Source organism: Reyranella sp. (genome assembly GCF_036558665.1).
Taxonomy (GTDB): Bacteria; Pseudomonadota; Alphaproteobacteria; order Reyranellales; family Reyranellaceae; genus Reyranella.
The window spans coordinates 21042-35003 of record NZ_DATBFE010000139.1; the positions used below are offsets into that span (position 1 = coordinate 21042).

General features: G+C 66.9%; 12 protein-coding genes. 1 reads left to right on the forward strand and 11 read right to left on the reverse strand.

All coding sequences use genetic code 11. The features are described from left to right. Window positions 1–4: 4 nt before the first annotated feature. Window positions 5–1297, forward strand: coding sequence for a folylpolyglutamate synthase/dihydrofolate synthase family protein (locus tag VH499_RS20265; RefSeq protein WP_332054565.1), 1293 nt, complete (start codon window positions 5–7; stop codon window positions 1295–1297). 12 nt (window positions 1298–1309) lie between these two features. On the opposite strand, the gene trxA is transcribed toward VH499_RS20265, so the two are convergent. The 11 genes from trxA to VH499_RS20320 form a co-directional block, all read right to left on the reverse strand. Then, on the reverse strand, window positions 1310–1630 hold the full coding sequence (gene trxA / locus VH499_RS20270; protein ID WP_332054566.1) for a thioredoxin: 321 nt from the start codon (window positions 1628–1630) through the stop codon (window positions 1310–1312). 82 nt (window positions 1631–1712) lie between these two features. Further along, on the reverse strand, window positions 1713–5183 hold the full coding sequence (gene addA, locus VH499_RS20275) for a double-strand break repair helicase AddA (RefSeq protein WP_332054567.1): 3471 nt from the start codon (window positions 5181–5183) through the stop codon (window positions 1713–1715). Then, on the reverse strand, window positions 5180–8128 hold the full coding sequence (gene addB, locus VH499_RS20280; RefSeq protein ID WP_332054568.1) for a double-strand break repair protein AddB: 2949 nt from the start codon (window positions 8126–8128) through the stop codon (window positions 5180–5182). Before addB ends, addA begins: the two co-directional genes overlap by 4 nt. Continuing rightward, a complete protein-coding gene (locus tag VH499_RS20285; RefSeq protein ID WP_332054569.1) occupies window positions 8125–8817 on the reverse strand; it encodes a nucleotidyltransferase family protein in 693 nt (230 codons plus the stop codon). Before VH499_RS20285 ends, addB begins: the two co-directional genes overlap by 4 nt. Then, the gene (locus VH499_RS20290) at window positions 8814–9809 is read right to left on the reverse strand and encodes an aminoglycoside phosphotransferase family protein (protein WP_332054570.1); all 996 of its coding nucleotides are present in this window, start codon (window positions 9807–9809) and stop codon (window positions 8814–8816) included. Before VH499_RS20290 ends, VH499_RS20285 begins: the two co-directional genes overlap by 4 nt. Then, the gene (gene tsaE / locus VH499_RS20295) at window positions 9802–10230 is read right to left on the reverse strand and encodes a tRNA (adenosine(37)-N6)-threonylcarbamoyltransferase complex ATPase subunit type 1 TsaE (RefSeq protein ID WP_332054571.1); all 429 of its coding nucleotides are present in this window, start codon (window positions 10228–10230) and stop codon (window positions 9802–9804) included. The genes VH499_RS20290 and tsaE overlap by 8 nt, the downstream gene beginning before the upstream one ends. A gap of 69 nt (window positions 10231–10299) precedes the next feature. After that, window positions 10300–11706 carry an adenosylhomocysteinase gene (gene ahcY / locus VH499_RS20300; protein ID WP_332054572.1) on the reverse strand — a complete coding sequence of 469 codons (1407 nt, stop codon included), beginning with the start codon at window positions 11704–11706 and terminating at the stop codon, window positions 10300–10302. Window positions 11707–11887: 181 nt separating this feature from the next. Further along, entirely contained in the window at window positions 11888–12187 is a 300-nt protein-coding gene (locus tag VH499_RS20305) for an HPr family phosphocarrier protein (protein ID WP_332054573.1), read from the reverse strand. Further along, window positions 12184–12588, reverse strand: a complete 405-nt coding sequence (locus VH499_RS20310) for a PTS sugar transporter subunit IIA (protein ID WP_332054574.1) — start codon at window positions 12586–12588, stop codon at window positions 12184–12186. The genes VH499_RS20305 and VH499_RS20310 overlap by 4 nt, the downstream gene beginning before the upstream one ends. 17 nt (window positions 12589–12605) lie before the next feature. Then, window positions 12606–13502 carry an RNase adapter RapZ gene (gene rapZ, locus VH499_RS20315; protein ID WP_332054575.1) on the reverse strand — a complete coding sequence of 299 codons (897 nt, stop codon included), beginning with the start codon at window positions 13500–13502 and terminating at the stop codon, window positions 12606–12608. 16 nt (window positions 13503–13518) lie between these two features. Beyond that, window positions 13519–13902, reverse strand: coding sequence for an HPr kinase/phosphatase C-terminal domain-containing protein (locus VH499_RS20320; RefSeq protein WP_332054576.1), 384 nt, complete (start codon window positions 13900–13902; stop codon window positions 13519–13521). Between the last annotated feature and the right edge of the window lie 60 nt (window positions 13903–13962).

The window sequence follows — 13962 nt, forward strand, 5'->3', positions numbered from 1 at the left end:
TGGCATGATGGATCCGATCCTGGAGCGCGTAACGCGGCTCCATCCGCGATCGATCGATCTCGGCCTGGAACGCATCGCACGCCTGCTGGCGGCACTCGGCTCACCGGAGCGCAGGCTGCCGCCGATCGTCCATGTCGCCGGCACCAACGGCAAAGGTTCTCTGATCGCTTATCTGCGAGCGATGGCCGAAGCTGCCGGCTATCGCGTCCATGTCTACACGTCGCCCCATCTCGTGCGTTTCAACGAGCGCATTCGCCTTGCCGGCCGCCTGATCGAGGACGACGAACTGGACGCCGTGCTGAGCGACTGCGAGCGGGCCAACGAGGAACAGCCGATCACCTTCTTCGAGATCACGACGGCTGCTGCCTACCTCGCGTTTTCACGCGTGCCGGCCGACCTCGCGTTGATCGAGGTCGGGATGGGCGGCCGCTACGATGCCACCAACGTGATCGAACCCGCACTCGCGGCCATAACGCCCATCGGTTACGATCACACCGGCTTTCTCGGCGACAGGCTCGAACGCATTGCCGGTGAGAAGGCGGGCATCCTGAAGGCCGCGGTGCCTGCCGTGGTAGGCCGACAGCGCGACGTGAGCGCCGAGGTCATCGCCGCCCGGGCGGTCAAACTCGCGGCGCCACTGTTTCGCCTCGGCCGCGAATGGCAGGTAACGCCCACCGCCGCCGGTTTCCGCTACGAAAGCGACATGCTGGCCATCGACTTTCCGGCTCCTGCTCTCGTCGGCGCCCATCAGATCGACAACGCCGCCAGCGCCGTCGCCTGCATCGAACGCTTGCGGTCAGCGACCTTCGCCATCGACGACCACGCCATCGCCAGGGGCCTCACCACTGTCGAATGGCCGGCGCGGTTGCAGAAGCTTGGGCGGGGACCCTTGGCCGAGGCCTTGCCGCCCGGCAGCGAACTGTGGCTCGATGGCGGGCACAACGAGGATTGCGGCTTCGCGCTTGCTGGCATGGCGGCCGATTGGGCAAAGGAGCCGGCGCCGTTGCCGCTCTATCTCGTGTTCGGCATGCTGACCAGCAAGGATGCGGCGGGCTTCCTGCGGCCGCTGGCCCGCTACGCGCGCGCGGCCCGGGCGGTGCCCCTTCCCGAAGGCCACAGCGCCTATACGCCTCAAGAAGCCTGCGCGAAGGCGGCTGAAGTCGGCCTCGATTGTGCTGCTGCAACCGATATCGGCGCGGCCCTGGAGGACCTTCTGGCCACCCAGCCCGCGCCGATGCGCATTCTGATCTGTGGTTCGCTTTATCTGGCGGGTGCCGTGCTGGAACGCAACGGCTGATCGGCCATCGGCTCAGCTGACGACGGTGTTGATCCAGTTCACCAGCTTCTGCTTGGGTTCCGCTCCAATCTTGGTTGCAGCGACCTGGCCGTTCTTGAACAGCAGGAGCGTCGGGATCGAGCGCACGCCGTACTGCGTCGGCACCATCGGATTCTCGTCGATGTTGACCTTCACTACCTTGAGCTTGCCGTCCATCTCCTTGGCGATGTCCTCGAGAGAGGGACCGATCATGCGGCAGGGACCGCACCATTCCGCCCAGAAGTCGACAAGCACGGGTTTATCGGATTTGAGCACTTCCTGGTCGAAGGAGGCGTCGGTCGCTTTGACGGTCATGGTGAGACTCCGCAGACAAATAAGGCCGGTCGATGGACCGGCGCCGTTCCTGCCGCCAAGCTAGGAACAGGGCCCGGCCTCGTCAAGGTTCGGACGTATAAGGCATTGATCTGTCTAGAGTTCTTGCATCGATTTCCATCAATCGCAGGGTCGATGTCCAGAGCAGGAAAGCCCGCACCCGATATCCGGGATAGATCGCGCCGAGCAGGGCCCGGTAGAGCGCGAGCTGGCGCCGATAGGCGAGCGGCGTTTGGGTCACCACGGTGGGGGGTGGACGATTGGTCTTGTAGTCGACGATCAGGACCTCCCGATCGGAAACCGCCAGACGGTCGACCTGGCCACTGACCGTGAAGGTGCCGTGTGGCGTCTTCACGGTGCCGACCAGCGGGACCTCCGCGCGTGACCCGGGAGCGAACAGCAGGCCATGTTCCGGTGCTTCCGTCACGGCCAGGGCCTCCGCCGCCCACTGCTCGGCCTCCTCGGCCGTGAGCCCGTGGACCGGCCGACCGAGGAAGCGGCGCGCCGCGGCGGCGCGCTCGGCGGCTGGCAATGCCGGCAAATGGCGCAGCAATTCGTGCAGCAGGCGGCCGCGCTTCCACTTGCCTGCGTCGCCGAGGCCGAGCGGGCTGAAGGCGCGGGGTTCAGCGGCTGCTTCGTCGGGCAGCGGCTGCGAAGGGGCGAGCGGCGTCGGCGGATCGGGCTCGGCTGGCGCGGGCTGGCTGGACCAGGCTGGCAGGCCAAGCGTCTCGGGCAGCGGCAGGGCCTGCTGTGCGGGCACGACGACACGGCCTTCGTTGGTGAGTTCGAAGCCGACGCCCGACCAGCCTTCATTGCCCAGCAGTCCGGTGAAGTCGAACGGTTTTGCGGTCGCGCGCCGCCGTCCCGTGACGCTTTCGCCTTCGACGCTGGCGGCAAGGCCGGCCGCGATGCAATCGTACCAGCAGCCCGTATCCTGCTTGCGAGCGCCGATCCAGCCGCCGACATAGAGCCGGTCCTCGGCGCGAGTCATGGCGACATAGAGAAGGCGGTTCTGCTCCTCGAGCGCGCGCTCGTTCGCTTCGGCGCGCCAGGCGCGTGCGGCTTCATTGGCATCATCGGCGCGCGGCAGCCAAAGCCGCGTGTCGCCGTCGTCGCCGGTCAACAGGCGCTCGCCGTCGCGCGCCACGCGGGTCGTGTCGGGCAGGTAGACGATCGGCGCCTGCAGGCCCTTGGAAGCATGAACGGTGAGGATGCGCACTTCATGGCGGCGATTGGCGTCGAGGTCGCGCTTGATCTCGCCGCCACCTGCTTCGAACCAGCGCAAGAAGCCCTGCAGGGACGCAGGTTCGGCATGCTGGTACTGCAGCGCTCGCGCCAGCAGCTCGTCGATCGGATCGGCGGCCTCGTGGCCGAGCCGCTCGAGCAGACGCTTGCGGCCGCCTTCGGGTCCGAGCGCCTGCGCGAAGAAATCGAACGGGGTGATGAAGTCGGCGCGAGCGAGCCAGGCGGACAAGCGCGCGTGCGCTTCGGCAAGTCCCGGCTCGCTCGCGCGTTCGCGCAAGGCCCGCCACAGCGTGCCGGTGCGTTTCCAGGCAAGCGAAAAGAGCTCGTCCTCGTTGAGCCCGATCAAGGGCGACTTCAGCAGGCAGGCGAGGTTGAGGTCGTCTTGTGGCAACAGCGCGAAGCGCGCCATCGCCAGCAGGTCCTTGATCGCGAGCTCCTCGCCAAGATCAAGTCGATCAACGCCCGCCACCTCGATCTGCTCGCGCTTGAGCGCTCGCACCAGGGCATTCACGAAGGCATTGCGACGCCGGACCAGCACCATGAAGTGGCCGGCATTCAGGAGCCCGCCGCTGCCAGCGCGGCGTTCCTTGCCGATCAGGCCCTTGACGTGAGCCGCGATCAGACGAGCCAGACGCTCGTGCGGCGCCGGCGCCATGCCCTGTGCCGGAGCGATATCGCCGGGATCGACGTTGCTCTTGTCCCGAGCGACCAGCGGCCAGAGTTCGACGCGCCCGGGATCATTCTTGCGGCTCGGCACATGGATGACCTCGGCCAGCCCGGCCACGCCCCGCGAGGCGTCTGGCTGCCGGAATACCCAGTCGACGGCATCGAGCACCGCCGGCGTGGAGCGGAACGAGACGTTGAGGCCGACCGACTCGAAGCCCTTGCGCGCCTGCTGGCTCCTGCCCTCGAACCATTCCCGCATCTCGGCGAGCTTGCGGGGATCGGCACGCTGGAAGCCGAAGATCGATTGCTTGGTGTCGCCCACTGCGAAGATCGTACGTTCGCGGTCGCCCGCACTGCTTTCGCCCACAAAAAACTCTTCCGTCAGCCGGCGAATGACCTCCCATTGGTCGGGATTGGTATCCTGCGCCTCGTCGACCAGCACGTGATCGATGCCGCCATCGAGCTTGTACAGCACCCAGGCGGCGTTTTCCGCCCTTTCCAGCAATCGACGCGTGGCGACGATCAGGTCATCGTAGTCGAGGGTCGCGCGACGACGCTTGGCGGCGCCATAGCGCTCCGTGATGTCGAGGCCGAGCCGCAGGAGCGCACAGGTGAGCTCTACCAGCGCCACGCCGCGCGAATGATCGATTTCCGCCCCGAGTCGCGCGGCCTCGGCGCGCAAGACCTTGTCGATATCGGGCATCGCTTTGACGGCGGCCTTCGTCGCAAGCCGTGCCTGAACGTTGCCGTCTTTGGTGAAGAACGCCCGGCAGTATGCATCCAGACAGGAAGCACGATCGGCGCCGGCATCGAGCCAGGCGGCAATCGCTTGGCCGCGGGCAAGGTCCTTGTCGGTGCCCTTGGCCAGCGCCCTTACCGCGGCACGCAATGCGACCTCATCAGGCCTCGAGTCGTGATCTTTGTCGCAGCCGAGCCGGCGCGTCAGCCGTTTGCGCATCTGCTTCATGCCCTTGGCATCGCCGATGCGGGCCAAAAGCCAGGTCCGCTCGCCGAGAAGCCTGCTCATCAGTTCGGCATATTCGGCGATCGAGATTCGGCCGGCGACGACGGCGAGGGCCTCACGCAATTCGGCAGGTGCATCGCGGTGGGCCAGCGCTTCGATCTGCGCGTCCTGCGCCTCGCGCAGCAATCTCGCCGCCTCGGCTTCATCCATGACCGCGAAGCCGGGCGCCACGCCCGCCTCGAGCGGGAAGCGCTTCAGCAGCGCCTGACAGAAGGCATGGATGGTGAGGATGTTGATGCCGCCCGGCGCATCGAGGACTCGTGCGAACAAGCGTCGCGCGATCACACGCTGGTCAGGTTCAGGCGGCCGGTCGATCAGCTTCTCGATTTGCATGTCGAGCGATGTCGGCTCGGCCATCGCCCATCGGCCGAGTTCGCCGGCCAGGCGGTTACGCATCTCGGCGGCAGCCGCCTTGGTGAAGGTGAGGCAGAGGATGCGCTCGGGCCGCACTCCGGCCAGCAGCAGGCGCATTACGCGCTCGGTCAGGACCTTGGTCTTGCCCGTGCCGGCGTTGGCCTCGACCCAGGCAGAGCAGTCGGGTGTTGTTGCGGTACGCTGTGCCGCGTTGGCAATTTCGAGCGGGTCGAAGGCGTCGTTCATTCCTCGCCTCCCCCCGCAGTCGACCATTCCGCGACGCGCTCGAGATGCGCATAGTCGTTGAAGTACGGACCGAATTCCGGCCAAGGGAGGGCGGGATAGGGCGTCGCAGGATCGGCGAAATGCTCGACCATCTTGGCGACCAGCAACAGCATGGCCGGCACCAGCTCGTCGCTGCCCTTGATCTCCTTGACCGCGCCGCCATCCCCCAGCCCGTTGGCCTGCCAGTAGGAGAGATGGACGGTGCGCGCCTTTCCCTTCACCCGGGTGAATCCTCCTTGCTCGGCCATCGCCGCCTCGAGCAGGAGCTGCGGCGCAAACAGGGCGTCAAGCTCCTTGTGTGACGGTACGCGGCCCGTCTTGTAGTCGATAACCTCCCAGCGGCCCGGCTCGGTTTCGTCGATACGATCGGCGCGCGCCTCGATGGTGAGCGGCCGCGCTGCAGGGCCCACCGTGATCTCGCCTTTGGTCTCGCTGTCCAGCAGCCGCGTGCCCGCAGCGCGCCGCGCATTCTCGGTGCTGACGAACCAGCGCGCCAGCCGCCTGAAGCGCGGCCACCAGAAGGCGCGCTCCGCCGGTGCGGTCATCAACTCACCCAGATGGTGCTCGCCCAGCGCTTCGAAGCGGCTAAGCGCATCGGGCGGCAGGAGACCCGATGGATGTGCCTTCAGGAACTCATCCAGCGCGGCATGCAAGGCGGAGCCGCGGTCGGCCGCCCCCAGCTCCGCCTCCAGAGGATCGAGCATATCGAGGCCAAGGATGCGGCGGGCATAAAGGCCATACGGGTCGCGGCGCCATTGCTCGATGCTCGACACCGACAGCCGTGTCGGCCGGGCGTCGAGCGGCGGGCGCGGTTCGGGCCGCAGCCATGGACGGTAGCGCTTCGGATCGTCTATCGCCTGGGCCCAGGCGAGCAGGCTCCGCCGGCCACGCTGGATGTACTCGGGCGGCGGCGAGCTGCTCTCGCCATCGTAGCCGAACAGTGCATCGAGCCGCACCAGCCAGCGTGACGGAACGGTGGGCGCGCCTCCTTCGCGTTCGGCCCGGGTCAGCAACACACGCTCGGAGGCCAGCGCCGTAGCGAAATCATGTGCGGAAAGGCCGACACGCCGCTCCGGCTGGGGCAAGCCGAGCGCAGCACGCATTGGCCGATTGATCCAAGGGCCGGTCTCCGCCAGGGGTGGCCACGAGCCCTCGTTCAATCCGCCAAGGATCAACAGATCGGCCCGCTGCAGGCGCGCTTCCAACGGCCCCCAGATGGCGAGCCGGGGATGGCGGCCGAAGCGCGGACGCAGGGTCTCCGGTGCCAGCATGGTCGCGAACAGCGCCGGCCATTCGCCGCCGGAGACAGGGCGCCGGCCTTGCCAACCCGTGCGCAGGCGCGCCAAGGCATCGGCCAGCGCTTCGCCCGCCTCGCCCGACCACAGGACGTCAGGCGAGCTGATCTTTTCGGCTGCCGCAATGGTGGTCTCGAGCAATGTTCCGGGGGGAGCACCGGCGCCCATGGTTGCGGCCAGTGCCGATGTAGCCGCATCGATCCGCTCGAGCAGGTCGGCGACCCGCCGGCGATCCGCCGCGTTGCCGAACCGGGCATCGTCAACGCGCGCCCGCAGGGCCGCCAGCCCGGGCGCCGGCTTGAGTCCGCGAAGACATTTGCGATCCAGCCGGCGCGCCGTGTTGAGCAGGTCGCCGCGCGACAGACCGAGGGTGCACAACGGATGCTTCAGGAGCGTCAGCAGATCGACCGGCGCGAAGCCGCTGTCGATCGCTGCGACCAGCGCGCGCATCAGCGTGGCGGGCGCGCAGTCGGCCAGCGGCTGACCGGCAGAATCGTCGATGTCGATCTTCCAGCGCTTGAGCTCGGCGGCAACCCGTCGGGCGAGATCGCGATCGGGCGTCACCAGCGCTGCCGTGCGCAGCGGCACTTCCAGAGCCTCGCGTAGCGCCAATGCGATCGCCAGTGCTTCCTGATGCGGGTTCGCGCAGTCGGCGCGCGTCACATGATCCAGCGCGGCAGCAGGCGGACGCGCCCACCGCTCGCTCGTCTCCGCCGGCCGCATCAACTCGGCGATCAATCGCCGCCGCGCCGGATCGCCGGCTGGACCGGGCCAGTCCGCCACTCGATGTCGGTCGATCTTGAAGGCCGCGAGCAATTCCCTGAGCCCGAACTGCGGGTGCGACGGCTCAAGCATCGCCCAGCTTTCCTCGTCCATCTCGTGATCGAGGCCGGGCAGCACTACGGTGCCCAGCGGCAAGTCCGCGATCGCTGCAAGAAGCTCGCGCGTAGCAGGCTGCGAGCCCGTGGAGCCGGCGGCAATCACCGGCGTGGCCGGCGGATGCCTGCGCCAGCGCGCCGCCTGGGCGCGGATCGCCGCGGTGCGTCGGGCGATCGCGTCGATCTGGCCGCGCTCTTCCAGCACCTGCGGCCAGGCCTTGCCGACGATGGCGAGGAATTCCAGGGTTCGCCGCCAATGACTGGCGAAGTTACCCTCCACCGCTGTTTCGAGCTTGTCGAACGGGACCCCGTCAATCGCGAGCTCGTCGAGCAGGCTGCCGAGCTCGCGGGCGAGCAACAGCGCCTGCGATGCCGATTGCGCGATCGGCTGCGCCTGATCGTCCCTGAAAGCGAGCACGAGCTCGGTCAGAAGCGCCTCGCGTTCGGCCGAATCGATCGCCGGCGGCAAGGCGAGGGCGGCGCCATCGTCGGCCGGTTCGCTCCAGTCGCTGTCGTCGAAATCGCCGAGCGGGGCAAGGCGCGGCAGGATCGTGGGCTTGCCATCGGCGGCGCGCAGAAAGGCATCAGAAAGCGCGCGCACCGATCGGCGGGTCGGCAACAGGATCAGGATATCGGCCAACGCCAGCGGATCGGCGCCATATTCGGCAAGGATCCCGCGCGCCAGTTCGTCGACAAAGCGGCGGTCCATGCCAATGGTGAAAATGCCCTTCATGCCAACGCCTTTTCGGCTTCGGCAAGTGCCTGCGGCGTGCCGATATGGAACCATTGGCCGTCATGGACCAGGCCCCGGAGCCGACCGGCGCCTTCGGCGCGCGTCCAGAGCTTCAGCAGCGAGAAGGGTTCGTCGGGCGAGTCACGGAACAGGCCGGCCGCGCAGACAGAGACGCTGGCGAAGAGGTAGGGAGCACCGTCGGCCGCGCGTCGATGGCGGGCGCGGCCATCCGCGTCGAGGAAGTAGTCGCCGCGGTCCATCGGCTCACGTCCGATGGTGCGGGCCAGCGGATGGAGCAGCAGCAGGGCGTCCATATGCCGAGGATCCCAGGCGCTTGCCATGCGGTCCAGCATGGGTAGCGGTCCATCGCGCCACAGGCCGTCACCGTTCACCACGAAAAACGGGCCGTTGCCCAACAGGGGCAGGGCGTTCTTCACGCTGCCGCCGGTTTCGAGCAGGCGCTCTTCGTGCACGACGGCGGCGCGTCCGGCGAGGTGCGACGCGATCTGCTCGCCGAGATGATGGACGTTGACGACGATCTTGCGGACTCCATGCGCCGTCAGCCGATCTATCGCGCGATCGAGCATCGATCGGCCGCCGACCGGAATGAGCGGTTTGGGCACCGTATCGGTCAGTGGTCGCAGGCGCTCACCGCGACCGGCCGCGAGAATCATCGCCGTCTCGATCATGCGGCCTCGATGCGCCGCAGGGCCGGCGGCAACAGCCGATCCACCCAGGCGCGCAGAGGTTGCAATGCATCGTGCTGCAAGGCGCGCTCGAACAGGCGCCAGACGCGCGGCAGATGCGTCAGATAGATCGACTTGCCGTCACGCTTCCACAACCGAACGAACAGGCCGATCACGCGCGCATGGCGCTGTGCGGCCATGAGGGCGAAGCCGGTCCGGAAATCGCAGGCATCGAGCCCCGTGGCGCTGATGTAACGGGCAAGGCAGGAGTCGTAGACCGAGGGCGTGACATCGCGGCGTGCATCCTCGAGCAGCGAGACGAGGTCGTAGGAAGGATGGCCGCGTTGCGCGTCCTGGAAGTCGAGCAGCCCGCAGGCCCGTACGCCCGGCCGTTCCGGCAGCCACAGAAGATTGTCTTTGTGGTAGTCGCGCAGGAGAAGCGTTTCACCCCCATTTGGTACATGGTCGAGACAGCCGTGCCAGGCGGCGCGATAGGCTTCGACCTGTTCGGCAGGCATTTGTCGTCCTGTTGCCGCCGGGAAGTACCATTCAGGCAGCAGCATGGCCGCGTCGATCAGCGCCTCCCCGGCATAGGCCGTGAGGCCCGGCAGCAAGCCTCGGCCGGGTGCGGCATGCAGCACAGCGAGCACGTCGGTCGCGCGCTCATAAAGACTTGTCTCGTCGCCGCCTCGAGCCAGCACCTGAGCGAAGGTGTCGTCCCCCAGATCCTCCAGCAGAAGAAAACCGCGCGCGGCGTCCTCGGCGAGAATTTCCGGCGCGCTCAGGCCGAGGGCGAGAAGATGCCGGCCGATGCGGACGAACGGTCGCACGTTCTCCTGCGGCGGCGGGGCATCCATCACGACTGCGCTGCCGCCCGGGCGACAGAGGCGGAAATATCTGCGAAACGAGGCGTCACCCGCCAGCAACACCTCCCTGGCATCGCCCCAGCCCGAGTCCGCAATGAAGTCCGCGCGCAGTTTCGCCCGATCAGACATCGCCGAACCGATCCTCGCCCTCGATCGTGGCCCGCCGCCCTTCGCCTTCGATGGAGAGTGTCACTGTCAGCCGCTCCTTCGGCAGCAGCCCGCCCAGCCGCTCGGGCCATTCCACCAGGACGATGCCATCGGCGCGCGCCTCCTCCCAACCGAGTTCGAATATCTGTCCGGAGTCTTCGAGCCGATAAAGATCGAAGTGCCAGAAGGCGCCTTTTGGGGTGTCGTAGACCTCTACCAGCGTGAAGGTGGGGCTGGGCACAATCAGCGCAGCGTCACCTGTGGCGGTGCGCAGGATCGCGCGCGCCAGCGTCGTCTTGCCGGCGCCGAGGCCGCCTTCGAGCGCCACCACGTCACGCGGCCGCAATCGCCCGGCGAGCGCGGCGCCCAACCGTACTGTCGCGGCCTCGTCGGGCAGGGACAAACAAAAAGTCGGCATCTCTCGACGCCGACTTCTAGCATGCAGCCGCCTGTGGGCAGTTATCTCTAATGATCAGTAGCGATAGAGGTCGCCCTTGAACGGTCCTGCCTCCGCTACACCGATATACCTCGCCTGATCGGGCCGGAGCTTGGTGAGCCTGGCGCCGACCTTCTCCAGATGCAGCGCCGCCACCTTCTCGTCGAGCGCCTTGGGCAGTGTATAGACTTTCTTCTGGTACTTGCCGGGATTGCTGAAGATTTCGACCTGGGCCAGCGTCTGATTGGAGAACGAGGCCGACATGACGAAGCTCGGATGGCCCGTGGCATTGCCGAGATTCACCAGTCGGCCCTCGGACAGGACGATGATGCGTTTGCCGTCGGGGAACTCGACCTCGTCGACCTGCGGCTTCACGTTGTGCCACCTGAAATTGCGCAGGCTCGCGATCTGGATCTCGCTGTCGAAGTGGCCGATGTTGCAGACGATGGCGCGGTGCTTCATCGCCTTCATGTGGTCGAGCGTGATCACGTCGACATTGCCGGTGGCCGTGACGAAGATGTCGGCCTTGGGTGCGGCGTCTTCCATGGTCACGACCTCATAGCCTTCCATCGCAGCCTGCAGGGCGCAGATCGGGTCGATCTCGGAGACCATGACCCGGCACCCGGCCTGGCGCAACGAGGCGGCCGAGCCTTTGCCCACGTCGCCGAAGCCCGCCACCATGGCGACCTTGCCGGCCATCATCACATCGGTACCGCGGCGAATGCCGTCGACCAGCGATTCGCGGCAACCGTAGAGATTGTCGAACTTCGACTTGGTGACGGAGTCGTTGACATTGATGGCGGGCCACAGCAGCCGGCCTTCCTTCTCCATCTGGTACAGCCGGTGCACACCCGTCGTCGTCTCCTCGGTGACGCCGCGGATCGCGGCGCCAAGCCTGGCGTACCATCCGGGCTTCGCCTTGTTGGTCCGGGCGATCGCCTTGTAGAGAACTTCCTCCTCCTCGTTGGCGGGTTTGGCGATCAGCGACGGTTCCTTCTCGGCACGGATGCCGAGATGGACCAGGAGCGTCGCGTCACCGCCGTCGTCCAGGATCATGTTGGGCTCGCCGCCGTCGGCCCATTCGAAGATCTTGTGCGTGTAGTCCCAATAGTCCTCGAGGCTCTCGCCCTTCACGGCGAATACCGGCGTGCCCGACTTGGCGACGGCCGCGGCGGCATGGTCCTGCGTCGAGTAGATGTTGCACGAGGCCCAGCGCACGTCGGCCCCCAGCGCCTTCAGCGTCTCGATCAGCACCGCGGTCTGGATGGTCATGTGCAACGAGCCCGCGATGCGCGCGCCCTTCAACGGTTTCTTCGGCCCGTATTCCTTACGGATCGCCATCAAGCCCGGCATCTCGGTCTCGGCGATGTCGATCTCCTTGCGGCCCCAGTCGGCGAGCCCGATATCCTTGACGACGTAGTGCTGTGCTTTGCTTGGGGCCATGCGGCGCTCCGGCGATCTTTGGGATGGAAGGCCGTCTCTTATCAGCGCCCTGCTGCCGTCTCAACGCGCGGCATCAACATATAAGCAAGAATTTATGACCATATGCGGCAGGCTTTATATCCCCGTCCGAGCGTGCCGCGTCGGTGGCGTTCATCGCAACGGCGCGCGACGGCAGCGCACGCTAATCCTCGCCGAACTTGCCTTCGACCAGCGCGGAGAGAGCGGCCATGGCGTCGGCGGCCTGCCGGCCGGAACAAATGAGCTCGATCTCGCTGCCCATCCCCGCCGCCAGCATCATCAAGCCCATGATCGAAAGGCCGGAGACTTCCTGGCCCTTGAAGGTCACCCGTATGGCCGAGTCGAACTGGCCCGCCGTGCGCACGAACTTGGCGGCGGCGCGTGCGTGCAGGCCGCGTTTGTTGGCGATGCCGAGCGTGCGCTTGAGGGTGCCGACGGCGGCGTCGGCGGTGCCGTCGGTCACGAGGCTTCCTTGGCCAGGATCCGCGAGGCAACGGTGATGTATTTGCGGCCCGCCTCCTGGGCCATGCGCACGGCTTCGGCGATCGGCCGGCTTCGGACGCTGGCCAGCTTCACCAGCATCGGAAGGTTCGCCCCGGCCAGCACCTCGATCCGCGCCTGTTCCATGATCGAGATCGCGAGATTGGACGGTGTGCCGCCGAACATGTCGGTGAGTACGATCACCCCTTGGCCCGTATCGCAGGCGCGGGCCTGTTCCAGAATCTCGAGGCGCCGTTTCTCCATGTCGTCCTCGGCGCCGATACAGACTGCCGAGACGCATTGCTGCGGACCGACGACGTGCTCCAGCGCCGCGAGGAATTCGCGGGCAAGATTGCCGTGGGTCACGAGTACGATGCCAATCATACACGCATGCCCGAAAACTACCCCCCTTGCCGAGTTCTGCCGAACTCGGCATCACGGTGGGTGAGAGTGACCGAGCGGCCGGTCTTTCGCAACCAGTCCGCAAGGGTCTCCGCCACAGCCACAGAACGGTGACGACCGCCGGTGCAGCCCACGGCGATCGTCAGATAGCTCTTGCCCTCGGCATCGAAACGAGGCAACAGCGGCCCGATCAGGGCCTCGAGGCGACCGATGAAGGCGCGGTAGTCCGGATCCGTCTCGATGAATGCGATGACGGCCGCGTCGCGGCCAGTCAACGGCTTCAACCCCGGCACATAGTGCGGGTTCTTCAGGAACCGTGTGTCGAAGACGAGGTCCGCCTCGCGTGGCAGGCCGCGACGGAACGAGAACGAAACGACGGCGAGACGCGTGCCGAGCGCCTGACCGAGCGCGAAGTGTCCCGACAGGATCTGCTTGAATTGATGCGGCGAGAGCCCGGTGGTGTCGATCACGACGTCGGCCGAATCGGCGACGAACCCGACCCGGTCGCGCTCGTCGACGATGCCGTCCATCACCGGACGATCGGCCGCCATCGGATGCGGTCGCCGCGACTCGGTATAGCGGCGTTGCAACGTCTCGGTGTCGGCTGTCAGGAAGAGGAGCCGCGGCGCGAGATCCAGTCGCTGACGCAGCTCCTGCATCCGCCGTACCAGCTCCGAGGCATCGAAGCCGTAGGTGCGGGTATCGATGCCGAAGGCGAGCGGCGCCGCCATCTCGCCGGGATTACCGGCCGTCGAGCGCATTAAATCGCTGACGAGTGGCAGCGGGATATTGTCGACTGCGACGTAGCCGAGATCCTCGAGCGCATGCAGTGCCGTCACGCGACCGGCGCCGGACAGACCGGTGACCAGCACGAAGGGACGGCGCGTCTCGGACATCGATGAACCGCCGCGATCATGCGGCGGGTATTTGCGCCAAGGCAAGGTGCAACTTTGCGACTGCCGACGGTTCGAACGGCGCCAGGGCAAGAAGCGGCAGAGCAATGCCCTGCTCCGATTCCCGCACGGGCTCCGGCATGCGCTCCACCTCCGCCGGCGTCACGAGATTGACGAGCAGGGCAACGGGTGCGCGCGCGATCAGCTTGGCGCGCGGCAAGCGCACAATGCCGACGCCGCGAACCTCCATGCGTCCGGCGATCGCGGCGGGCGCCGAGGCAATCAAGGCTCTGCCCTTGCGTTCGAGGTGAGTCTGGTCATCGGCGATCAGGCGGGCACCCGCGTCGATCAGGCGCAGCGCCAGGTCGGACTTGCCGGCCCCCGACGGACCGCGCAGCAGCACGGCGCACCATGATCGTCCCGGGCTCTTGCATGCCACGGCGGTCGCGTGCGCGAACATCGG

Excerpts from the sequence above, each read along its gene's own strand:
- VH499_RS20265 (WP_332054565.1), top strand. The coding sequence starts at position 5 with ATGATGGATCCGATCCTGGAGCGCGTAACGCGGCTCCATCCGCGATCG.
- trxA (WP_332054566.1), bottom strand. The coding sequence starts at position 1,630 with ATGACCGTCAAAGCGACCGACGCCTCCTTCGACCAGGAAGTGCTCAAA.
- addA (WP_332054567.1), bottom strand. The coding sequence starts at position 5,183 with ATGAACGACGCCTTCGACCCGCTCGAAATTGCCAACGCGGCACAGCGT.
- addB (WP_332054568.1), bottom strand. The coding sequence starts at position 8,128 with ATGAAGGGCATTTTCACCATTGGCATGGACCGCCGCTTTGTCGACGAA.
- VH499_RS20285 (WP_332054569.1), bottom strand. The coding sequence starts at position 8,817 with ATGATCGAGACGGCGATGATTCTCGCGGCCGGTCGCGGTGAGCGCCTG.
- VH499_RS20290 (WP_332054570.1), bottom strand. The coding sequence starts at position 9,809 with ATGTCTGATCGGGCGAAACTGCGCGCGGACTTCATTGCGGACTCGGGC.
- ahcY (WP_332054572.1), bottom strand. The coding sequence starts at position 11,706 with ATGGCCCCAAGCAAAGCACAGCACTACGTCGTCAAGGATATCGGGCTC.
- VH499_RS20310 (WP_332054574.1), bottom strand. The coding sequence starts at position 12,588 with ATGATTGGCATCGTACTCGTGACCCACGGCAATCTTGCCCGCGAATTC.
- rapZ (WP_332054575.1), bottom strand. The coding sequence starts at position 13,502 with ATGTCCGAGACGCGCCGTCCCTTCGTGCTGGTCACCGGTCTGTCCGGC.